Raw genomic sequence first — 20,209 nt, 5'->3', positions numbered from 1 at the left:
TACACCGATAAGGCCCGCGCATTCCGGGCATCGCAGACCAAGGACAGAGCATGGGAAAAATCACCGGATTCATGGAATTCGAACGCCAGGAGGAGAGCTACGAGCCGCCCGTGGCGCGTCTCAAGCATTGGAAGGAATTCGTCCACGAGTTGCCGGACGACAAGGCCAAGATCCAGGCCGGGCGCTGCATGGACTGCGGCATTCCGTTCTGCAACAGCGGCTGCCCGGTCAACAACATCATTCCCGACTTCAACGATCTGGTGTGGCAGGGCGACTGGCGCAACGCGCTGGACACGCTGCACTCGACCAACAACTTCCCCGAGTTCACCGGGCGCATCTGCCCCGCCCCGTGCGAGGCGGCCTGCACCCTGGGCATCAACGAGGCGCCGGTGGGCATCAAGTCGATCGAGCACGCCATCATCGACAAGGGCTGGGAGATGGGTTGGGTCGTGCCGCAGCCGCCGGCCCACAAGACCGGCAAGCGGGTCGCCGTGGTGGGTTCCGGCCCGGCCGGCCTGGCGGCCGCGCAGCAGCTGGCGCGGGCCGGGCATGACGTGACCGTGTTCGAGAAGAACGACCGCATCGGCGGCCTGCTGCGCTACGGCATCCCCGACTTCAAGATGGAGAAGCACCACATCGACCGCCGCATCGCGCAGATGCAGGCCGAAGGCGTGCGCTTCGCCCCCGGCGTGCTGGTGGGCGAGATGCCCAAGGACGGCACGGGTGCCACGGTCGCCAACTGGTCGAAGGAGCGCCGCAGCCCCGAGCAGCTGCTGGCCGAGTTCGACGCCGTGCTGCTGGCGGGCGGCGCCGAGCACCCGCGCGACCTGCCGGTTCCGGGGCGCGAACTCGACGGCATCCACTTCGCCATGGAGTTCCTGCCGCAGCAGAACAAGGTCAACGCCGGCGACAAGCTCAAAGGCCAGATCGTGGCCACCGGCAAGCACGTCGTCGTCATCGGTGGCGGCGACACCGGCTCCGACTGCGTGGGCACCAGCAACCGCCACGGCGCGGCCAGCGTCACCCAGTTCGAGTTGCTGCCGCAGCCGCCGGAACAGGAGAACAAGCCCCTGGTCTGGCCGTACTGGCCCATCAAGCTGCGCACCTCCAGCAGCCACGAAGAAGGCTGCGAACGCGATTGGTCGGTGGCGACCAAGGCCTTCGTCGCCGGCACCGGTAAGGACAAGAACAAGGTCAAGTCCATCACCGCCTGCCGCGTGGAGTGGAAGGACGGCCGCATGCAGGAAGTGCCCGGTAGCGAGTTCACGCTGCAGGCCGACCTGGTGCTGCTCGCCATGGGCTTCGTGCATCCGCTCGCGCCCGTGCTCGACGCCTTCGGCGTGGAGCGCGACGCGCGCGGCAACGCCAAGGCCGGCACCGAGGACGACGGCGGTTACGCTACCAACGTGCCCAAGGTGTTCGCCGCCGGCGACATGCGGCGCGGGCAGTCGCTCGTGGTGTGGGCCATCCGCGAGGGCCGCCAGGCCGCGCGCGCGATCGACGCCTTCCTCATGGGCCATTCCGAACTGCCGCGCTGAGCGCCGCGCGGCATCCAGAGGCCGTCACCCGGGTATGGACGAAGAGCGAACCGGCGCCTCAGACGATGGGTTCGGCCTGCCCCCGCTGCCCGGGCGCGACCCGCAGGACATGCTCGCCGCGACGCTGCGGTCCATGCCGGCGGGCGATTTGTGGATTTTCGGCTACGGCTCGCTGATCTGGAACCCGGAAGTGGCGCACACGGAAATTCGTCCGGCGCGCCTCTGGGGCTGGAACCGCTGTCTGTGCATGTGGTCGCGCATCAATCGCGGCACTGAACAGGTGCCCGGCCTGGTGTTCGCGCTGATGGCGGGCGGCTCGTGCAGCGGCATCGCGCTGCGCGTGCCGCGCGCGCAAGCCGAGCGCGAACTGCGCCGGTTGTGGAAGCGCGAAATGCCCCGCGCCGTGTACGACCCGCGCTGGCTGCGCTGCCGTACCGCGCAAGGCGAGACGCGGGCGCTGGCCTTCACGCTTTCACGCGAAAGCCCGAGCTACACCGGCCCGCTGGACGACGCGCAGCTGCTGCGCATCCTGCGCGACTGTCGCGGCCGCTTCGGCACCACGCTGGACTACGTCATGCGCACCGCCCATGCGCTGGAGGACGTCGGCATCCGCGACCGCGCCATTGCGCGCATCGTCGCGCTGGCCAGGCGCAACGGGCTGGTTTGAAATCCGCGACATCGCGCGTGGGTGGCGTTCGGTCGCGCTTGGGGAGCCGCTGCCCGTTCCGAAGGCGAGCAGTGCGTGCAGCCATGGGCAGCTTGGATGCGATGGTCACGCGGCAAGCCAAGGCCGCGAAGGTCACTCCTGCGCGTCGCGATAATTCCGCCAGCCATCCAGCGCTTGGCGCATGGTGCGCACTTCCTGGGCGAAATTGGGGCAGGCCTTGCAGACGAGGAAGTGGATGCGCACGGCGAGGCGTTCGGCGGGAGTGAGCGCACGGTCCTCGCGCGCCAGGATGAGCGCGGCGACTTCACGGCAGGTGCGGCGCAATGGGTAGTTCATCACTTCGCAAGGTTCCCGAACCAGTTGAGCTGCAGGCATTCGCGCAAACGCATGCGGGCGCGGTGCAGCATGACCCATAGATTGGTCGGCGCAATGCCGATTTCCTGACAGATGGCCTCGGTATCGAGGCCCAGCCACTCGCGCATGAGGAACACGCGGCCGAGTTTGCCGGGCAGGTGGTCCATGCAGGTTTCCAGCACTTCGAAGAACTGACGGCGCTGCAACTGGTCGGCCGGATCGGCCCATTCTTGCGGCATCTCGCGGAAATGGCCGTCGGGTTGGAAGACGAGATCGTCCATGTCCTGGTCGTCGTCATCGCTGGATTGCACCTGTTGTTCGCGCGCATGCAGCCGCAATTGATCGAGCACCTTGTGCTTGAGGATGCCGACGACCCAGGTCTTGAACTGCGAGTTGCCGGTGAACTTGTGCAGTCCCTGCAGCGCGGCAAGCGTGGCTTCGGACACCGCGTCCTCTGCCCAGGCTTCATTGCGCAATTGCAGATTGGCCAGGCGCAGCAGCGCGGGGCGCATGGCTTCGATGCTTGCGGCCAACTCCGTGTCGCGGGATGCTGCGGGCATGGCGTCTTGCTTCATGCGTAAGCGCGCTCGTGGGGCTGGGTGGAGAAAAACTGATGCATCGACGTGTAAGGAAACGCGAAAGGGTGCGACAAAGGTTCAGCTTCGGCATTCTTCCACAGTGGTGGGTGCCGAGCACAGCCGGGACATCCGCTTGGCTGCTTCCTTTCAACCCCATCATCAGGAGTCCACCATGAACAAGCGCCAATTCATCAACACCGCCGCAGCTTCCATGCTCGCCATGGGCGTGTTGGCCATCGCGCCCGCGGCGCATGCCGAAAGCATGGGCAAATGCTTCGGTGTCGCCAAGGCCGGCCAGAACGATTGCGCGGGCCTGTCCGGTCTGCATTCCTGCAAGGGCACCAGCACGGTCAACTACAACCCGGGCGATTTCGCGGTCAAGCCCACGGGCACCTGTGAAAAATTGGGTGGCCTGAACATGGAACAGGCCAAGGCCATCCTGAAGAACCCGGACGAGGTGAAAGCCTTCGAAGCCAAGATGGCCAAGCACGACATGTCCTGAGCCAGCCCATGGGGCGGCTTGTGTTGTCCGCCCCGGCTTGAACCTTCGACGGGATACGCCATGCTCACTTCCATCGCACACGCTTCGGCGGGCATCGGCCTGCGCCAACCGCATTACCGCGATTTCCGCGCACGGCATCCCGACCTTGGTTTCGTCGAGGTGCATTCGGAGAATTTCTTCAACCCGCACGATGCGGCGGCGCAGGTGCTTGCCGCCGTGCGCCAGAGGGTGCCCGTGAGCCTGCATGGCGTGGGGCTGGCCCTGGGCTCGGCCTGCGGCATCGACGCCACGCATCTGGAACGCCTAGCTGCGTTGGTCGACCGCATCGACCCGGTGCGCGTGTCGGACCATGCCTGCTTTGCCCGCGCACCTTTGAGCGGCGCCGTCGTGCACGCCAACGACCTGCTGCCGGTGGCCTTCACGCGCCCTTCGCTGGCGGCGTTTTGCGCCAATGTGCAGCAGGTGCAGGACCGCCTTCGCCGGACCATGCTGGTGGAAAACCTCAGCAGCTATCTCGACTTTGCCGCGCGTGATTTCAGCGAGCCTGAATTCTTCGCCGAGCTGGGCCGGCGCACTGGTTGCGGCCTGCTGCTCGACGTCAACAACCTCATGGTCAACGCCATGAACGCCGGTGAACCAGATCCACTGCGCGCCGTGTGCGCCTGGCTGGACGCGCTGGCCGAGACGGCGCCGCAAGGGCTTGTCGGCGAAATCCATCTCGCCGGTCACAGCGAGCAAGATGGGTTGACCATCGACGACCATTCCCGCCCGGTTTCCCTGCCGGTTTGGATGGCCTATGTCCACGCGCTGCGCCGCTTCGGTCCGGTGCCCACGCTGATCGAATGGGACGCCGACCTCCCCGAGTTCAATGTGCTTTTGGGCGAGGCGGAGCAGGCGCAGGCCCTGCTCGATGAAGCCGCCGTGTCTGGAGGACAGCCGCATGTCGCACCTCAGGCAGCAGGCGCGCAGGCCATGCCGGCGGGATGCCTGTGATGAGTGCGTCCCTGGGACCCCGCCCGCCGCATGTCCGTGCTGCCGACTTGCGGCGCGAGACGCGGCGCCAGCGTGCCCTGTTGCAAGCCATTTTTGCGCAGCACGCGCCTGCTGAGCCGCCGCAGGAGCTTGCCGTGCGCCAGCGCGGTCGCACGTGGCACGCCGGTCTTGCCGCCTATCGCGCCAATGGACTGGCCCATGCCGCCAGCGCGCTGCGCGTGCAGTTTCCGACCGTGCTGGCCATGCTGGGGGAAGCGTCCTTCGACGCTGTCTGCGTCCGCTATTGGCGCAGTTGGCCTCCGACCGAAGGGGATCTCGCGCGCATCGGCGGTGCGTTCCCGGCTTGCCTGGCCAAGCAGCAGGATCTGCGCGCCTGGCCATGGTTGGAGGATTGCGCCAGGCTCGACCTGGCGCTGTGGCAAGTGATGGACGAGGCACCCGCTGCGCTCACCGCTGCCGATCTGCAGCGCCTGGCACAGGGTGATCCGGCGCGACAGCGCCTGCTGCTCGCGCCAGGCACCCGGTACGTGGCCTCGCATTGGCCCATCGTCACGCTATGGCGCCTGCACCAGGCTCCTGAAACGGATGCCGCGGTTTTACGCGCGGCGATAGGCCAGCCGGGCGAAAACGCGTGGGTCTGGCGCGAAGCTCTGCGGCCGCAATGCGCAAGCCTGGACGCCATCGCCGCACAGTGGCTGCATGCCCTGCGGGAGCGGCCGAACCTGGAGGCCGCGCTCGACGCGGCGCATGAAGACTTCGATTTTTCCGCCTGGTTGCGCGCCGCCGTGCAGCACGGCTGGATAGACACCGTTCGTGAACAGAAGGTGGCGCAGTCCACGCCAGCATCATCTACCCGACCTTGAACCGTAGCAGGAGACCATCATGACCACCATGTCCATGCAAGCCACCGCCCAACGCGACAACCCACTGCGCCGTGCCTGGCGCGGCTTGACGCATCTGCTCGACTGGCTTCAGGCTCCCGCACTGCTGTCGGCGCGGCTTTATGTGGTCTATGTGTTTTTCGCCTCCGGCGCCCAGAGCTTGCGCGATTGGGGCGCAACCTTATGGTTGTACGAAAACGAGTTCCACGTCGCCATCCTGCCGCCGCATGTTGCAGCCGTGCTCGGCACGGCTGGCGAAGTTCTGCTGCCGCCCCTGCTTGCCTTCGGGCTGTTCGGCCGCTTCGGAGCACTGGGGTTATTCGTGGTCAACGCCGTGGCTTTGCTGTCGTATCTGCATGCGCTGCAAGCGCCCGCCATTCTGTTCCATGTCATCTGGGGCATCCTGCTCATGGCCGTGGCGTTGTGGGGGCCGGGCAAGTGGTCAGCAGACGCCTGGAGACAGGGCAGGCAAGCCGATGCGCGGGTCATCCGAGCTGGCGCTGCGCGTCGGTAGGCCGTTTTTGCACGCCAGTAAACTCAAACGTCATCCAGCGGCTCGGAGAGTTCCCATGCCATCAGGCGAAGGTCCAGCTGAACGAACGGGCTACCTGCGATTTTTCTACAGGGGATGGCGCCCGACCTGCATGGGCAGACTCTGGAGCCGGATGTACGCGTGGGTCGCCGGTCTTGGCCTTTTGCCAAGAATGCTGCTCACCTTGCAAACACATAACAGGTGTGGCGGCCGCGTCAATTCAACCATTCTGGTTGCCGCCACATATCAAGGCCGACGTTACCTCGTGTCGATGCTTGGGGAGGGTTCCGAATGGGTGCAAAACGTACGTGCAGCCGGAGGAAAGGCTTCGATCAAGCGCGGTCGGTCGCAGCCGGTTCAACTCACGGAGATTGCGCCTCACGAGCGCGCCTCGATTCTCAAGGCATGGGCCCAGGTCGCCACAAGTGGCCGCCATCACCTGCCGGTTCCGCACGACGCCCCGGCCTCGGCCTTCGAAGCGATCGCAGCCGACTATCCGGTTTTTCGTATCGACCCGACCCAGTGACTTGAGGCCTGGCGTGAGGCGTTCGTTCATCATCCTGGCTCTCCTGCTTGCGGCATCGCTCGCGCGGCCGGCCTCGGCGCAGCAGACGCCGGGGCAGCTGGCCGACCAGGTACTGCTGCACGCGCATGAGGCCACGGCCATCGCGGAGGGCGGAGGCCATCGCGTGGTCGACATTTTTTTCGACCCCAATTGCCCCTACTGCCGCCAGCTCTACAGCGATCTGCGCGCCTGGGTGGGCAAGGACGATCTGCAGTTCCGCTGGATTGCGGTGGCCATCCTGGCGCCGTCCAGCCTGCCCAAGGCGGCGGCCATCCTGCAGGCGCCGGACCGCCTGCAGGCCTTCCGCGCCACCGAGGACCATGGCCTGAATCCGAACGCGAACCCGGGCATCGCGCCGGCGCGCGTGGTGACGCCGCGCACGCGCAAGGCGCTGGCCGCTAACGAGGCGCTGCTCCAACGCGCCGGCATCGACAGCGCCGTGCCGTTGATGGTGTTTCGTGACAAGGCCGGCAAGGGCCAGTTGTTCATCGGCGCCCCGAAATCCGACACGGAGCTGGCGGCCTTGCTGGCGACGGTGCGGTGAGGGCGACGCGGGAGGACGCCGCCGCGTGCCGGTGCCGGACGCGATTCCTGGATGACGCTCCCTCGGACTGCGGGCCGAGGCGGCGCGGGAGCCCGGTCCCCGCGCAGCTTCCTTCCTATACTGCCAGCATGCAGACACTGGCCGATCTTCGCAAGGACTACACCCGCGCCGAACTCGACGAGGCGCATGCCGACGCCGATCCGCTCAAGCTGTTCGAACGCTGGCTGCACGAGGCGGTGCAGGCGCAGGTGCCGGAGCCCAACGCCATGACCTTGGCCACGGTGGGCGAGGACGGCAGGCCGTCCACCCGCGTGGTGCTCGTCAAGGGTTTCGACGCGCGCGGCATCGTCTGGTACACCAACTATCACAGCCGCAAGGGGCGCGAACTGGCCGCTCGCCCCCATGCCGCGCTGCAGTTCCACTGGGTCGAGCTCGAGCGGGTGGTGCGCATCGAGGGCCGCGTGGAGCCGGTGAGCGCCGAGGAGTCGGACGCGTACTTCGCCAGCCGGCCGCTGGCCTCGCGCCTCGGCGCCTGGGCGTCCGACCAGAGCCAGCCGATCGAGGGCCGCGGCGTGCTGGTCAGGCGCGCGGCCGAGTTCGGCTTGAAGTTCGGGCTCAATCCGCCGCGTCCGCCGCATTGGGGCGGCTACCGGCTGGTGCCCGATGCCTGGGAGTTCTGGCAGGGCAGGCCCTCGCGCCTGCACGACCGGCTGGCTTACCGCCTGCAGCCCGGCGGCGTCTGGATGCGGCAGCGGCTCGCGCCTTGAGCGCGGCGGCGGGCGCAGCGGCGCGAGTGCGACGCCGTCAGTCGTCCAGCAGGGTGATCGTGGCGCGGGCGTCGGCGCGGTCGATGGCGATCGTCAGCTCCACGTACTCGGGCAGTTCGCTCATCGGCGTGGGGTCGCCCTCGCAGGCGCAGCCGGGAATGATGCTCTGGTAGCAGACGGCGGCCTTCACCCGCAGCAGCCCGGCGTCCTCCGCGCACTGCAGCACCAGGAGCTGCGCCGTGTCGACGAGGGCGAAGCTGCCGTGCGCCAGACCGCGCTGCAAGGGTGCGCTCAAGGCGTCGGCGTCTTGCAATTCGGTTTGCAGTACCCGTGCAAAATCGGCGCGGCTCCAGGCGTTCAGGGTCTCGCTGAGGACGTATGTCATGGTGTCGGATTCCGGGGGTATGGCGGTTCGTCGTGCCGATTGTCCCGCATCAGCGGAAAATCCGGAACATCGCGGATTTCGAGGAGTTCGGCATGGACGTGACGATACCCACCCGCCGCCGCATGTTGCGCGGCATGGCCACGCTACTGGCTTTCTGCGCCTTGCCTGTGATTGCTCCCAGGGCCATGGCGCAAGACGCGGCGCAGGCCGAGGGCGTCTTGGCGCAGATCGGCCAAGCCACATGGATCGCCGAGGGCCACGGCAAGCGTGTCATCTACATCTTCTTCGATCCCAATTGCCCGTACTGCCACAAGCTCTACGGCAAGCTGCGGCCCTACGTCGGCAAGGACAATCTGCAATTCCGCTGGATTCCGCTGGGCATTCTCACCCCCAGCAGCCTGCCCAAGGCGGCCGCCATCCTGCAGGCGGCCGACCCGCTCAAGGCCTTCTACAAGAACGAGGACGACTACGACTTCGCCAACAGCGGACAACCCGGCGGCGGCATCGAACCGGCCTCGACGATCACGCCCAAGGTGCGCGAGGAACTGGCGCGCAACCTGGCGATCTACAACGGCCACAAGCTGTTCGGCGTGCCGGCGATCGTGTGGCGCGGGCCGGGCGGGAAGGCGTCCCTGCTGGTCGGCGAGCCGCCGCAGGCGCGGCTGATGAACATTCTCGGCTCGGCGCAGTAGGCGCCGCCGCGACCACGCAGCAGCCCTGCCGATTCAGCCCCGCAGCTTGCCCGGGAAGGTCTGGAGCAGCTTGTGCATCTTGGGCGCGATCACCGCCTGGCAGTAGCCCTGCTCGGGGTGGCGCTCGAAATAGCGCTGGTGATAGGCCTCGGCCGGCCAGAAGGCGCGCAGCGCCTCGACCTCGGTGACGATGGGCGCCGAGCCATAGCGCCCGCTCGCGGCGAGCCGGGCGATGTAGGCGTGAATCTGCGCTTCGTGCTCGGGTTGCTCGAAGTAGATGCCGGAGCGGTATTGCGGCCCGATGTCGGCGCCCTGGCGGCCGGGCGTGGTCGGGTCGTGAATGGTGAAGAACAGATCCAGCACGTCGTCCAGGCCGAGCTTCGACGGGGCGTAGCGGATGCGCACCGCCTCGGCATGTCCGGTGCGGCCGCCGCACACCTGCTCGTAGCTCGGCTTTTGCACATGCCCTTGGGCATAGCCGCTGGTGGCCTCGAGGACGCCGTCGATGACGCTGAACGCGGCCTCCACGCACCAGAAGCAGCCGCCCGCAAGGGTGATGGCGGCCGGCGTGTCGGGCCGTGCCGAGGTGGCTGGAGTCGTGGGGATCGAGATGGGCATCGCAGCAGGTTCCATGATGAGGCCTGCGAATTGTCCGCAGTTTCGCCGCCCGGCGTCGGACGCGGACGTTTGGCGCCTCGGGCGGCAGGGTCTTGTGCATCATCGGCATCCCGGCTTTCGCGGCATGTGCACGTCGTTTTGGTACAAAGCCTGTGACGTTCGTGCCCAGCCAACACCCCACCATGTGCCATCGATCCAAGTTCCGCCGGCTCCAGGCCGGCCTGCCGGGTTTATTGTTGTGGTTGTGCGGCGCCGCGTTCGGCCTCCAGGCCGCATACGCCGCATCGAGGCCGCCCGCGCCGCCGGGCTTGCCGGGCCCCCCGCCCGCGAGCCAGCCATGCGCCGGACTGACCTCGGGACAGGGCGTCGTGCCCATGGTCGAGCGGGCCAAACCGGGCCTGGGCCGGCCGTACAAGAGCGTTTATGGGGCCACGGTCGAACGCATCACCGATGTGAAGGCATGGAACGGTGGGCAGAACGGGGTGATCGCGCCGATGTACTCGACGGTGCCGGCCTGGAACAGCAACGAGACCTACCTCGTGCTCTACCAGACCAAGGGGTTCGCCAAGGGCTCGAACGTGCCGGCGCGCTACCTGCTGTTCAACGGCATGAATTACCAGTTCATCCGCGACCTGCCGATCACCACGGCGGACGTGGAGGACGTGTACTGGAGCCCGGTGGACCCGGACATCCTCTACTACATCACCGACTACGGCGTGCCCAACGGCAACTGGGGGCCGGTGCTGGCGCAGTACAGCGTCAGCCGCAACAGCAGCAAGGTGCTGCACAGGTTCGACGGCCCGCCCGTGGCGTTGAACCAGAAGGTCGATTTCGGGCACATCCTCTACCTGTCGTGGAACAACGCGGACAAGCAGCTCATCGTCGGCATCCGCGCCCAGGCCGGCTATCCCCATCTGTTCGCCGCGTCGTACAACATCACCACCGGTCAGGCGGGGCCGTGGAAAAAATACGTGTCCGACAAGGACTGGACCGGGCTGCAGATCGCCCCCAGCGGCAAGCTGGGCATCATCGGCGACCGGGTGGTCGACGCGGTCAGCCAGGCCGTCGTGCGCAGGTTGAGCACCGATCCGGGCGAACACGGCGACTTCGGCGTGCTCGCCAATGGCGACGACGCCTGGGTGAGTTCGCAGTTCGGTTCGTCGATCTTCTCCAGCGTCCCGGAGGGCAATGTGATCGTCGAAAACCTCAGGACCGGGCAGGTGCGCACCATCGTCGGCAAGGCCACTGGCTGGCGCTATCCGGGCGGCGGCTCGCACATCTCGGCGCTGGCGTTCAAGAATCCGGGCTGGGTGGCCAACTCCATCGTCGGCAATCCGTCGGGGCTGGGCCTGCTCGACTCGACCATCCTGCTGGCGAACATCGACACCGGGCAGGTGTGCCGCGTCGCGCACCACCACGCGAACGGGAGTGATCCGACCACCCATCCACCCGGCGGGCCGCAGGGCTATTGGGCCGAGCCGCATGTGGTCATCAGCCCGTCGGGCACGCGGCTGCTGTTCGCCAGCGACTGGGGCGGCTCGCCGGACGTGGACACCTATGTCGTGACCTTGCCGGGCTTTCGGCCCTGAGCCCGGCCATGCGCACTCGCGGTCCGTGCCGCGCGCGGCCCATGAAGAAGGCCGCGTGCCTTGCGGCGACGCGGCCCGGTTCAGCGCGGCATATGGGTTTGTTGCCACATGCCAACCCCGCAAGGATGCAGGGATTCTGGGGGGACTCCGGCCCGGGCTTCACCCGGCCCGGCCACCGTGGCGGCTGTACCGTCGCGGTGCAGCCAATGTAGACCCGCGGCCATGGGCGCGTCAAGCAAACCGGCACTGGCGGGCGGGTTATCGCCGGACCGGCTCAAGGCAGCGTGAGCGAGAGGCTGGCTTGCGGCGTCCATCCGGCGGGCGGCTTGTTGACCAGCGCCGGGGCGGCGATGAACTGGCGCGCGCCGGGCACGCCCAGGGCCTCGAGCGCGGCGCGCAAGGTTACGGCGCGTTGCATGGCCAGCGCCTGCATGCGGTCGTCGGACGCCGCAATGTTCTGCAGCAGCAAGCGCTGCATCGCGTCCTCGGGCAGCGTCTTGGGCAGGCCCAGCGCGTCGCGCGGCTTGTCCGGCAGCGGGGTCTGGCGGTACACCGTCGCAAGCGCCTTGGCGCGCTCGGCCGGCGGCACGGTCTGGGTCTTGGCGTTGGCGTAGGCCTCGGCACGCGGCAGGTCGCGTTTCCAGGCGGCGAGCAATTGCTGGTCGAGGTGCGCCTGACGGTAGGCCGCGCGTTCGGCGTCGGGATCGGTCTCGCCGGTGATGGTGAGGATGAGTTGGGGTTTGGCCAGCAGTGCCTTGGCGATGTCCTGCAGCTTGACGGTTTCGCCGGGCCGCAGCTCCGCGGTTCCGGGGATGAAGGCGATGTGGCTGAGCTGCTCGGCGGCGGCGTCGCCTGCAAACATGTGGCCGAGCAGGGAGAAGGGCGCGGTGATCGCGCGTGCGATCAGGTTGACGACGGCCTTGGTGATGACGGCACCGAGACTGAACTCCGGATCGTTGAGCGAACCCGAGATGGGGATGTTGAGCGCGATATTGCCGCGGCTGTCCTTCAACAGGTCGACCGCCAGCAGCACGGGCAGCTTGGTCGCTTCGGGGCTGTCCACCCGGCTGCCGAAGGTGAGCTGATTGAGCACGAGCTGGTTGTCGGCCTTGAGTTGCCCGCTCGGGTTGACGGTGTAGTGGACGTCCATGGACAGCACGCCGCGCTTGATGTTGTAGCCGGCGTAGCGGCCCGAGTAGGGCGATAGCGGCGCCAGTTGCAGGCCGCTCATCTTGCCGCGCAGGTCGAGCACAGGCGGCTTGGTCAAGGGGTTCACCATCCCGCTCAGCGTCACCGGGGCCGTGCTCTCGGCCGTGCCGCGCAGGTCGACCGGGGCGGGTTTGGGGTTGGCCGAGCTGAAGGCGCCGATGCTGCCTTCCACGCCCGACAGGCTGGTGGAGTAGTTGGGCTTGACGAAGTGGTCGGTGTAGTCCACGCGGCCGCCGGCCAGGGTGATGCCGCCCACGGCGATGCGCAGATCGGAACCCGCGGCCTTGGCAGCCGCCGTGCCGGCGACGGGCGCGGCAGGCGCCGCGGCGCCTCGTGACGGCATGGGATTGAACACCTGGGCGAGATTCAACTTGGCGTTCGGATCCAGCACCACGCGGGCGTAAAAGTCGCGCAGCGCGGCCTGGCCCACATCCACCGTGGTGGCGGGGGCACGGCCCGGACGCGGCGTGTGGTCGATGCGCAGGGCCCCGAGTTCGAGGCTGTTCCAGCCCAGCAGGCGTTCACGCGGCACCAGCGTGTCGGCCATGAAGTGGTTCAGGCGCGCCTGGCCGTCGAAATGCACGCTGGGTCCCGCCGCTTCCATGTTCACGGCGAGGTTGCCCGTGGCGCTGGCCTGCGCGCGCAGAACTTCGGCGTTCACGCGCGCCGGCAGGTAGTTGCCGGCGATCTGGGCCGGCAGGTCCTGGGCATCGAGCTTGCCGCGCAGCGTGAAGGGGCTGGCCGTGGCCAGCCCGGAAAAGCGCAGCGTGCCGGAGGCCGGCGCGGCTTCAGGCGCTACCGGGACCAGGGCCGGCGTGCCGGTGGCCGTGGTCGCGGACTTGGCGCCCGGCGCCACGGTCGGCAGAGGCGTGATCGCGGTTGGAAGCTCGTCGCTGACGTGCGCGCTCAGGGTCACGCCGGTCGCCCGGGTTTGCGGCCATGTCGCATCATGCAAACCCAGGTCGACGCCGGTGAACGCCACCACCACCGGCCTCTTGGGCCTGGTGTCGGCCAGATAGAAGCGTCCGCCCTGCACCTGGGCCTGTCGCACCTGAATCCGCCAGGGCGGCGCCGTGGACGGTGGGGCGCCAGCGCCTGGCGGCGCGCGCAGCAGATTCTGCGGCAGCCAATGCCTGAACGACCATTGCCCGGTGGGGTCGCGCGCCACGCTGGCCTGCGGCCGCATGATCTGCACCTCGCCGACGCTTGCGGTATGCGCGGCCAGATCCACATGGGCCTGGCTCACGCTGAGCTGCGCGGCACGCAGTGCGGCATTCTGGCCGGTGGCGAAGCCGTCGATCTGCGCCCGGCCCACGTCCAGCAGCAGGGTGCGTGGCTGGGCTGCCCAGTGCAGCTGCGCGCCGTTGAGGGTGATGTCTTGTGCCTGCAGGCCGCCGCCGGCGGGGCCGAAGGCGAAGCCGGTCCAATGCGCATGGCGCACATCGACGTTCAGGCGGGCCGCCTTGGTCCGCCAGTCCAGCGTGGCCTGCGCGTTCAGCAGGCCGCGCGGCGGGGCCAAGCCGCCAAGGGCGGTTGCGGCGTAGGCGGCGGCGAGCCGGGGGTCGAGGTGGGTGGCGGCGAGCGTGGCCTGCGCCTGTTGCGCGTCGGCCTGGCCGCTGATCCGGAGTTGAAGTCCCTGCGGGCCGGCGATGTCGGCCTCGAACGGCGCAGGTGCGTCGAGCGGCCAGCCGAGCTTGGTGACGCGCAGTTGCGGGGCGTCGAAGTTCCAGTCGACCGCGGGCTGCACCGCCGTGTCGCGCCAGCGCAGATGGCTGCCGGCGAGGTCGAGCGTGCCGATATGCACGCGCCAGCCCGGGGCGGCCGCAGGGGACGCCGCGACCGTCGTGGAAACCGGGGCGACCGCGGGTTGTCGCACAGCTACGGCCGCCCGGTTCGGGCCGAATCCGACGAGGCCTTGGGGGTTGCGCGCGAACTCGGCGACCAGCCCCGCGATGCGCACGGACGCCAAGTCGGCGCGGCGCTGCAGCGGCTGCACATGGGCCAGGCGCAGATCCATGGACTTCCAGGCGGCCAACTGGCCGGCGCGGTTCTGCAGCGCGCCGTCGCGCACCTGCACCATGCCATGGATGTCCAGATCGCGCGGGCGGGCCGCAACGAAGCTGGCCTGCAGCCGCGCCGACAGCGTGCCGCCCTGCAGGCGCACGGGCAGCACGGCGGGCTGATACGGCAGGAAAGGGGCCAGGGCCAGGCTTTGCAGCTCGGCGTTCAGGTCGAGCGCGCGGCCGCCGGCGAACGGCGTGCCGCTTGCGTTCAACTGCACTGTGGCGCCGTCGAGCTTCGCCGTCGACCGCAGCTGCATGCGCCCGTTCTGGCCGGGCAGGGTGGAGATCGCGGGCAGGTGCACGTCGAGGTCGGTGAGCCGGGTGACGACCTTGGCGGCCTGGTCGACGAAGGTCACGCTGCCGTTCTTGACGCGCAGATCGCGCAGCGCGAAGGCTGGCGGCGGCGCGCCCGGCTTGGAAGGCCTGCCTTGCAGGCGTTTGAGCACGTCGTCCAGGTCCAGGCGCCCGGAGGGTTCGCGCACGATCCACAACTGCGGCTTTTCGACCGTGAGCGCGTCGATCTGCAGTTTGCCGCTCCACACGCTGCGCCACGCCAGGCGCAGTTCGGCGCTGGCGACGCGCAAACTGTCGGCGGTATTGCCGGCGTTGCGCAGCCGCAGATCGTCCATGCGCAGCCGCAGGCTCAGCGGGTTGAAGGCGATCGGGCCGAGGGTCGCCGCGCGTCCGGTACTTTGCGTGATCCACTGCTGCGCCCGGTCGCGCACCAGGGCCGGCACCGTCCACGGCGTGGTGGCGAAGACCAGCGCGAGCAGCAGGAGCAGGGCCGGCGCGACCCAGGCGAGGCGGCGCAGCCAGATGAGCATGGTGCGGGACATGGGCACATTATGGCTGCTCGCGCCGGGCCCATCCCCTCAATGGGTGGGAGCGCCTTGCTCATGTCACGAAATGCTTCCAAAATGAAAAAAGTGCTGAAGCCCATAGAGGCCAGAAACTGGGGGATTTGACGTATTCGGCCGCAGGCGACGGATCGCCAACGGTGTCGGATGCATGGGAACCCAGGACATTGAAAGCCGAATTGCTTCATCCGTTCGCCTGCCCGCGGTCCGAGCAGCCGGTCTTGCCGCAGCAGCTGCTGCGCGATGTGGAGCACGCCAGTTCGCGCCCCCTGGTCTGGCTCGACGCCGCCGCGGGGTCCGGCAAGACCACCCTGGCCCATGCTTATGCCAACCTGCGGGAACGGCCCTGTCTCTGGCTGGTCTGCGACGAACGCGACCAGAGCCCGGCCGCCAGCGCGGAGGGGCTTCTGCAGGGGCTTGCCGCCCTGTGCGGCGAGCTGCCGTCGCAGCTGCCGCAGCCGACGCAGGCCGACCTCGCCAATCCACGCGACTACTGGGGCAGGCTGTTCGCCGCAGCCGCGGCGCGCTTGCCGCAGCGCGCCCTGCTCGTGCTGGACGACATCGACAAGCCGGGTCATGCGCCGCATCTCGTCGCCCTGCTCGAAGATGGCTTGACGCGGCTGCCCCCGGGGTGCAACGCCATGGCCCTGAGCCGGTTGCCCGCGCCGCCGGCAATGGCCGTGTTGCGCAGCCGCGGTCTTGCGGCGGCCCTGGACGCCCAGGCCTTGGCGTTCGGGCCCGAGGACATCCTGGCCCTGGCGCGGTTGCGCGGGCATGCCGACTTGGCACCGAAGGCCCTGGAATTCCTGCGGCAGGCCAGCTGGGGCTGGGCGGCCGGGCTTGCGCTGCTGCTCGATCAGCCGCGGGTCCAGGCCGGGCTGGTGCCGGTCGAGGCACTGGACGACTATTTTTCCCTTGAGGTCGTGCGGCGCTTGCCGCCGGACATGCTGCCATGGCTGTGCGAGCTGGCGCGTGTGGGCGAGATCACGCCGGCCCTCGCGCAGGGCCTGCATCCGGAACGCGGTGGCGGGGCCCTGCTCGATGGGCTGTGGCGCAATCACTGCTTTGTCGCGCGGCGCGCCGGCGGCGAGGCTTATGCCTTGCATCCGATGTTTTGCGATTTCCTGCGGCGCCACGCCCTGCGCGTTCTCGGCGCGCGGCAGCTGCGCGAGATGGACCGCCGCATCGCCGCCGTCCTGTGGGCACAGGGCCGCGAGGATGAAGCCGCTGCCATGCTGGCGCGGCAGGGGCTGTTTTCCGAGCTGGTGCAGCGACTGCCCTCGGTGTTTCCCGATTGGCTCCGCGGCGAGCCCTTGCGCCGGGCGCGGCAGTGGATGCAGCCACGTCCGCAGCAGCAGGGTCAGCCGCATCCCTGGCAGGAATGCTGGATTGGGCTTGGCCGCCTGGGGCAGGCCCCGGCCGAGGCGCGCGTCGCGCTGCAGCGCGCATTCATGGCGTTCGCCGAAGAGGGCGACGGGGTCGGGGAGGTCGTCGCGCTGACCGGCATCGTCGAGACCGTCATCAACCAGTGGGGCGATTTCCACGCGCTCGACCGCTGGATCCCCGAACTCGACCGCCTGCTCGACGCGGGCCTATCGCTTCCCGAGGATGTCGCGCTGCGGGCGCAGGTGGCGCTGTTCATGGCCATGATGTACCGGCAGCCCGGGCATGCCGGCCTGCCGGCGCTGGCCGCGGCGATGCATCGCATCGCCGAGCGTTGCGCGCACGAGCCGCTGCGGGCCTATGCAGCGGCCCAGCTGTTGCTCTACCAGAGCTGGTGGCGCGGCGACATGGTCGCCGCACGCCTGGTGTTCGAGCTGGCGCCCGGCCCTGACGCAGACGCGCGGCCCGTCCCGGCGGCTTTGATCGCCTGGACCGTCGCGCAGAGCGTTTATCAGGGTTTGATGCACGGCGAACCCGCCGATGCCATGGCCTTGCTCGATAGCGGTCTGGCGCTGGGCCGGCGCAGCGAGGTGCATGCGTGGGACAGCCTGCTTCTCGGCCAGTCGCTGTGGTGCTGCCTGAGCACCGGCAAGCTCGCCGAGGCGCGTGCCTTTGCCCGCCGCATGGCACGCAGTCTGCGGCCAGGCCGCCACCTCGACCACAGCTACTACCACCACCTGAGCAGCATTCTTGCCCTGCACGAGGGCGACCATCCCGCCATGCGCGCGCACGCGCAGGCCGCGTTGCGCTGCGCGCGCGATGCCGGGGTGCCCTGGGCGGAGGGGATCGTGTTGTGCGCCGTCGCCCGCGCGCAGGCCTTGCACGGGGATGCCAGCGCGGCGCGCCTGAGCCTGGACGAAGCCGAAGCCCTGGCGGCGCGCATCCGCAGCGACACGGTGCATTTCGACGTGCTGCTGGCCAGGCTTGAGCTTGGATTGGGCCAGACCGGCACGCCGGACCCGGATGACACGCTGCGCAGATGGATGGGCCTGTGGTGCCGCAGCGGTTTCACCAACTTCCCCTGGTGGCGCGACGCGGTGGTGGCGACGCAGTGCACCAAGGCTCTTGCGCACGGCATCGAGCCCGAGTTCGTGCGCAAGATCATCCGCGCGCGCAGGCTGCAGCCACCGCCGGACGCGCCGGTGCCGCCTAGCTGGCAGCTGCCGGTGGAGATTCGCGTTTTGGGTCCGTTCGGTATCGAGATCGACGGCAGGGCCATCGCGGCGTCGGGCAAAACGCCGAAGAAGCCGCTGGAACTGCTCAAGTTGCTGGTCGCCCTGGGCGGCCAGGCCTGCAAGACGCGGCTGGCCGAGGTTCTTTGGCCGCACCTCGACGACATCGCCGCGCAGCAGGTGCTCAGGGTCACCTTGCACCGCTTGCGCAACCTCGTCGGGCACGACGGCATCGTCTGCCTGGCGGGCAGGGTCTCGATCGACGAGCACCGCTGCCGGGTCGATCTACTCGGCATGTTCAGGGATCTCGCCAGCCTGGAGCAGGCGCCTGGACAGCAGGCCGATCTGCTTTTCGACCTGCTGGCGCGGCATGCTGCAGGCGTTTTCCCGGGCGAGCCCGAAGCCGGTTGGGCGGCGGACGTGCGCCACCAGCTCCGCGCGCGCCTGAGCGCATGCCTGCATGCCAGGACGCAGGCATGTGCCGCCGCAGCGCAGTGGGAGGATCTGGCCGCGTGCTGCGAGCGGGGCCTGGCATTCGATGCGCACGACGCGGCCTTCCACCACGGCCTGATCCAGGCCTGCCTGGAACTCGGCCGGCCGCGGGAAGCGCGGGACGCCTACCTGCGCTGCGTGGAACTCGTGCCGAATCAAGCGGACCTGCCGCTGGCGACTTTGCGCGCACGGCTCGGCGGCACGCCCCCATCGGCTCGGCCCATTTCCTTCTGACCAGCCCGGCCCGGACCCGGCGCCGAGCGATCTGTAACGCATACGTAACACATCTGTACCTTGTGTGACAAGACGTGACTGCTTAGGCTGAATCGTGAAGGAGTCCCGCTGGCGGCCTCGTGAAAGAGGAGCCGGACCTGCAAAGACGAGAAGACATCATGGCCACCACACCCAATCCGCTGACCAAGTACAAGGATGTTCCCTGCTGCCCCAGCCTCGACACCCAGCCGGTGTGCGATGTGCTGGACATGCGCCGCAGGCTGTTGTTTCCGACCACGGTGCGCACGGCCAGCGGCCAGCAGGTTCATGTCGAGGTCATCCTGCACACACGCTTCAAGCGCTGCTCCGGACCGTTGGCTCTGGGCGATATCGTCTACACCACCACGCTGCTGCCGGGCGAGAAGGTGAGGCTGGCCACCACCGACCGGCGCAGCCGATTCAGCTTCGACAGTGAGTCCAGTCTCAGCTACCGCAGCGAGCAGCTGTCCGAGGAGCAGTACCGCATGTCCTCGCTGCGTTCGTTCATGGCCGACCAGAACAGCGAGGACAACGGCTCGAGCCGCGCCACCGACAAGGGTTCCTGGGACTTCCACGGCGATGCCAGCGGGTCGATCGGCTTCATGTCCGCCAGTGCCGATGCCAACGCCCACGGCAGCCACAACGCCGAATCCACCTTTGAGTACCTGCAGCAGCATTCCTCGCAGGCCCGCATGGCCGACAACCTTTCGGTCGAGGCCACGCGCAAGGCGCATTCCATCTCCATCGGCGAGGTGTCGAGCCGTACCCACCAGCAGGGCGAAACCGAGGACCAGTACGAGGCCTCGTCGCGGCAGTTCGCCAACCCCAACGCCTGCCACGCGCTGACGTTTTTGTTCTACCGCATCAACAAGATCGAGACGATTTCCTTCGAACTCGTCGCCATCGAGCGGCGCGTGCTCGACCCCGTCGCTCCCGCTCCCGTGCTGGCCAACCCGATACGCGCCGTCGGGCAGATTCCCGCCATCCCGCAGGAGGTCCCGGCGACCAATGCGAAGCGGCTCGACATCGAGTCGCGCGGCCTGCAAAGCGAGGCGCTGTACGCGCAGGCGGGTTCGGCCCAGTACCTCGCCGCGGGGCGCTTGAGCCTGAATGCGAATCTGGCCACGGCGGCCCAGGTGCAGACGCCCATGCCGGACAACGTGCGCAAGGCGGCGCTCGCGGAGGTCGACAAGCAACTTGCCGAACGCAAGCTGCTCGACCCCAAGGCCGGCACGTTCAGCAGCGAGGCGCGCCTGCAGTTCGAGTTCACGCGCGAAACCTCGCTGCCGACGGCGGGGGTGATCGTCAAGGGTTGCTTCGACGACTGCAACATCTGCGAGCCCGAGCTGCAGAAAGAAAAGCAGCTCGCGTTGCAGCACCTGGAGTTGCAAAACCAGTTGCTCAAGCGGCAGATCGAGCTGCTGGACCAGGCGCAGGAATACCGCTGCTGCCCGTCCGCGTCGGCCACGCCGGCCACGCCTTAGGCGGCGCGAGACCCCGGCGCTGCCCAAGGCCT

At 68.4% G+C, this 20,209-nt stretch carries 18 protein-coding genes; 13 read left to right on the top strand and 5 right to left on the bottom strand.

The window, feature by feature from the left end; genetic code table 11:
- Positions 1-50: 50 nt before the first annotated feature.
- Positions 51-1,538: a glutamate synthase subunit beta gene (locus THIARS_RS10065; RefSeq protein WP_094160827.1), complete on the top strand. Its 1,488-nt coding sequence runs from the start codon at positions 51-53 to the stop codon at positions 1,536-1,538.
- A 34-nt stretch (positions 1,539-1,572) separates the two neighbouring features.
- Positions 1,573-2,205 (top strand): gamma-glutamylcyclotransferase, encoded by a 633-nt coding sequence (locus THIARS_RS10060; protein WP_094160826.1) that lies wholly within the window; start codon positions 1,573-1,575, stop codon positions 2,203-2,205.
- Between the two features lie 132 nt (positions 2,206-2,337).
- On the opposite strand, the gene THIARS_RS10055 is transcribed toward THIARS_RS10060, so the two are convergent.
- Positions 2,338-2,541 carry a zf-HC2 domain-containing protein gene (locus THIARS_RS10055; RefSeq protein WP_094160825.1) on the bottom strand — a complete coding sequence of 68 codons (204 nt, stop codon included), beginning with the start codon at positions 2,539-2,541 and terminating at the stop codon, positions 2,338-2,340.
- Entirely contained in the window at positions 2,541-3,119 is a 579-nt protein-coding gene (locus tag THIARS_RS10050; RefSeq protein WP_094162058.1) for a sigma-70 family RNA polymerase sigma factor, read from the bottom strand. The genes THIARS_RS10055 and THIARS_RS10050 overlap by 1 nt, the downstream gene beginning before the upstream one ends.
- Before the next feature lie 190 nt (positions 3,120-3,309).
- Here THIARS_RS10050 and THIARS_RS10045 point away from each other — a divergent pair, with 190 nt between their 5' ends.
- The 7 genes from THIARS_RS10045 to pdxH all read left to right on the top strand — a co-directional run bounded on the left by THIARS_RS10045 (position 3,310) and on the right by pdxH (position 7,921).
- Positions 3,310-3,639, top strand: a complete 330-nt coding sequence (locus THIARS_RS10045) for a BufA1 family periplasmic bufferin-type metallophore (RefSeq protein WP_094160824.1) — start codon at positions 3,310-3,312, stop codon at positions 3,637-3,639.
- Between the two features lie 60 nt (positions 3,640-3,699).
- The gene (locus THIARS_RS10040) at positions 3,700-4,632 is read left to right on the top strand and encodes an MbnB/TglH/ChrH family RiPP precursor modification enzyme (RefSeq protein ID WP_094160823.1); all 933 of its coding nucleotides are present in this window, start codon (positions 3,700-3,702) and stop codon (positions 4,630-4,632) included.
- Positions 4,632-5,495, top strand: coding sequence for an HvfC/BufC N-terminal domain-containing protein (locus THIARS_RS10035; protein WP_186436645.1), 864 nt, complete (start codon positions 4,632-4,634; stop codon positions 5,493-5,495). The genes THIARS_RS10040 and THIARS_RS10035 overlap by 1 nt, the downstream gene beginning before the upstream one ends.
- 19 nt (positions 5,496-5,514) lie before the next feature.
- Positions 5,515-6,027, top strand: a complete 513-nt coding sequence (locus tag THIARS_RS10030; RefSeq protein WP_245845879.1) for a DoxX family protein — start codon at positions 5,515-5,517, stop codon at positions 6,025-6,027.
- A gap of 55 nt (positions 6,028-6,082) precedes the next feature.
- On the top strand, positions 6,083-6,571 hold the full coding sequence (locus THIARS_RS18620; RefSeq protein WP_186436644.1) for a nitroreductase family deazaflavin-dependent oxidoreductase: 489 nt from the start codon (positions 6,083-6,085) through the stop codon (positions 6,569-6,571).
- A gap of 13 nt (positions 6,572-6,584) precedes the next feature.
- Positions 6,585-7,154, top strand: a complete 570-nt coding sequence (locus THIARS_RS18615; protein ID WP_186436643.1) for a thioredoxin fold domain-containing protein — start codon at positions 6,585-6,587, stop codon at positions 7,152-7,154.
- 128 nt (positions 7,155-7,282) lie between these two features.
- Positions 7,283-7,921 (top strand): pyridoxamine 5'-phosphate oxidase, encoded by a 639-nt coding sequence (gene pdxH, locus THIARS_RS10020; protein ID WP_094160821.1) that lies wholly within the window; start codon positions 7,283-7,285, stop codon positions 7,919-7,921.
- A gap of 37 nt (positions 7,922-7,958) precedes the next feature.
- On the opposite strand, the gene THIARS_RS10015 is transcribed toward pdxH, so the two are convergent.
- Positions 7,959-8,306: a hypothetical protein gene (locus THIARS_RS10015; protein WP_094160820.1), complete on the bottom strand. Its 348-nt coding sequence runs from the start codon at positions 8,304-8,306 to the stop codon at positions 7,959-7,961.
- A gap of 92 nt (positions 8,307-8,398) precedes the next feature.
- On the opposite strand from THIARS_RS10015, the gene THIARS_RS10010 reads away from it, so the two are divergent.
- Complete coding sequence (locus tag THIARS_RS10010; RefSeq protein ID WP_245845877.1) at positions 8,399-8,998, top strand: thioredoxin fold domain-containing protein; 600 nt, start codon at positions 8,399-8,401, stop codon at positions 8,996-8,998.
- Positions 8,999-9,031: 33 nt separating this feature from the next.
- Here the strand turns inward: THIARS_RS10010 and msrA are convergent, their stop codons facing one another.
- The gene (gene msrA / locus THIARS_RS10005; protein WP_094160819.1) at positions 9,032-9,616 is read right to left on the bottom strand and encodes a peptide-methionine (S)-S-oxide reductase MsrA; all 585 of its coding nucleotides are present in this window, start codon (positions 9,614-9,616) and stop codon (positions 9,032-9,034) included.
- Positions 9,617-9,798: 182 nt separating this feature from the next.
- Between msrA and THIARS_RS10000 the strand changes: the two genes are divergently transcribed.
- Complete coding sequence (locus tag THIARS_RS10000; RefSeq protein WP_245845873.1) at positions 9,799-11,205, top strand: hypothetical protein; 1,407 nt, start codon at positions 9,799-9,801, stop codon at positions 11,203-11,205.
- Positions 11,206-11,479: 274 nt separating this feature from the next.
- Here THIARS_RS10000 and THIARS_RS09995 read toward each other — a convergent pair whose 3' ends face one another.
- Positions 11,480-15,313 carry a DUF748 domain-containing protein gene (locus THIARS_RS09995; RefSeq protein WP_094160817.1) on the bottom strand — a complete coding sequence of 1,278 codons (3,834 nt, stop codon included), beginning with the start codon at positions 15,311-15,313 and terminating at the stop codon, positions 11,480-11,482.
- A 242-nt stretch (positions 15,314-15,555) separates the two neighbouring features.
- Between THIARS_RS09995 and THIARS_RS09990 the strand changes: the two genes are divergently transcribed.
- Positions 15,556-18,675: an AfsR/SARP family transcriptional regulator gene (locus THIARS_RS09990; RefSeq protein ID WP_141202385.1), complete on the top strand. Its 3,120-nt coding sequence runs from the start codon at positions 15,556-15,558 to the stop codon at positions 18,673-18,675.
- Between the two features lie 158 nt (positions 18,676-18,833).
- Positions 18,834-20,177, top strand: coding sequence for a hypothetical protein (locus THIARS_RS09985; RefSeq protein ID WP_094160815.1), 1,344 nt, complete (start codon positions 18,834-18,836; stop codon positions 20,175-20,177).
- The last annotated feature ends 32 nt before the right edge of the window (positions 20,178-20,209 follow it).

The sequence above is a fragment of the Thiomonas delicata genome, from assembly GCF_900088825.1.
Taxonomy (GTDB): domain Bacteria; phylum Pseudomonadota; class Gammaproteobacteria; order Burkholderiales; family Burkholderiaceae_C; genus Thiomonas_A; species Thiomonas_A delicata.
This window is presented reverse-complemented; position numbering and strand designations above follow the sequence as displayed.

Excerpts from the sequence above, each read along its gene's own strand:
- THIARS_RS10065 (WP_094160827.1), top strand. The coding sequence starts at position 51 with ATGGGAAAAATCACCGGATTCATGGAATTCGAACGCCAGGAGGAGAGC.
- THIARS_RS10060 (WP_094160826.1), top strand. The coding sequence starts at position 1,573 with ATGGACGAAGAGCGAACCGGCGCCTCAGACGATGGGTTCGGCCTGCCC.
- THIARS_RS10055 (WP_094160825.1), bottom strand. The coding sequence starts at position 2,541 with ATGAACTACCCATTGCGCCGCACCTGCCGTGAAGTCGCCGCGCTCATC.
- THIARS_RS10050 (WP_094162058.1), bottom strand. The coding sequence starts at position 3,119 with ATGCCCGCAGCATCCCGCGACACGGAGTTGGCCGCAAGCATCGAAGCC.
- THIARS_RS10045 (WP_094160824.1), top strand. The coding sequence starts at position 3,310 with ATGAACAAGCGCCAATTCATCAACACCGCCGCAGCTTCCATGCTCGCC.
- THIARS_RS10040 (WP_094160823.1), top strand. The coding sequence starts at position 3,700 with ATGCTCACTTCCATCGCACACGCTTCGGCGGGCATCGGCCTGCGCCAA.
- THIARS_RS10035 (WP_186436645.1), top strand. The coding sequence starts at position 4,632 with ATGAGTGCGTCCCTGGGACCCCGCCCGCCGCATGTCCGTGCTGCCGAC.
- THIARS_RS10030 (WP_245845879.1), top strand. The coding sequence starts at position 5,515 with ATGACCACCATGTCCATGCAAGCCACCGCCCAACGCGACAACCCACTG.
- THIARS_RS18620 (WP_186436644.1), top strand. The coding sequence starts at position 6,083 with ATGCCATCAGGCGAAGGTCCAGCTGAACGAACGGGCTACCTGCGATTT.
- pdxH (WP_094160821.1), top strand. The coding sequence starts at position 7,283 with ATGCAGACACTGGCCGATCTTCGCAAGGACTACACCCGCGCCGAACTC.
- THIARS_RS10015 (WP_094160820.1), bottom strand. The coding sequence starts at position 8,306 with ATGACATACGTCCTCAGCGAGACCCTGAACGCCTGGAGCCGCGCCGAT.
- THIARS_RS10010 (WP_245845877.1), top strand. The coding sequence starts at position 8,399 with ATGGACGTGACGATACCCACCCGCCGCCGCATGTTGCGCGGCATGGCC.
- msrA (WP_094160819.1), bottom strand. The coding sequence starts at position 9,616 with ATGCCCATCTCGATCCCCACGACTCCAGCCACCTCGGCACGGCCCGAC.
- THIARS_RS10000 (WP_245845873.1), top strand. The coding sequence starts at position 9,799 with ATGTGCCATCGATCCAAGTTCCGCCGGCTCCAGGCCGGCCTGCCGGGT.
- THIARS_RS09995 (WP_094160817.1), bottom strand. The coding sequence starts at position 15,313 with ATGTCCCGCACCATGCTCATCTGGCTGCGCCGCCTCGCCTGGGTCGCG.
- THIARS_RS09985 (WP_094160815.1), top strand. The coding sequence starts at position 18,834 with ATGGCCACCACACCCAATCCGCTGACCAAGTACAAGGATGTTCCCTGC.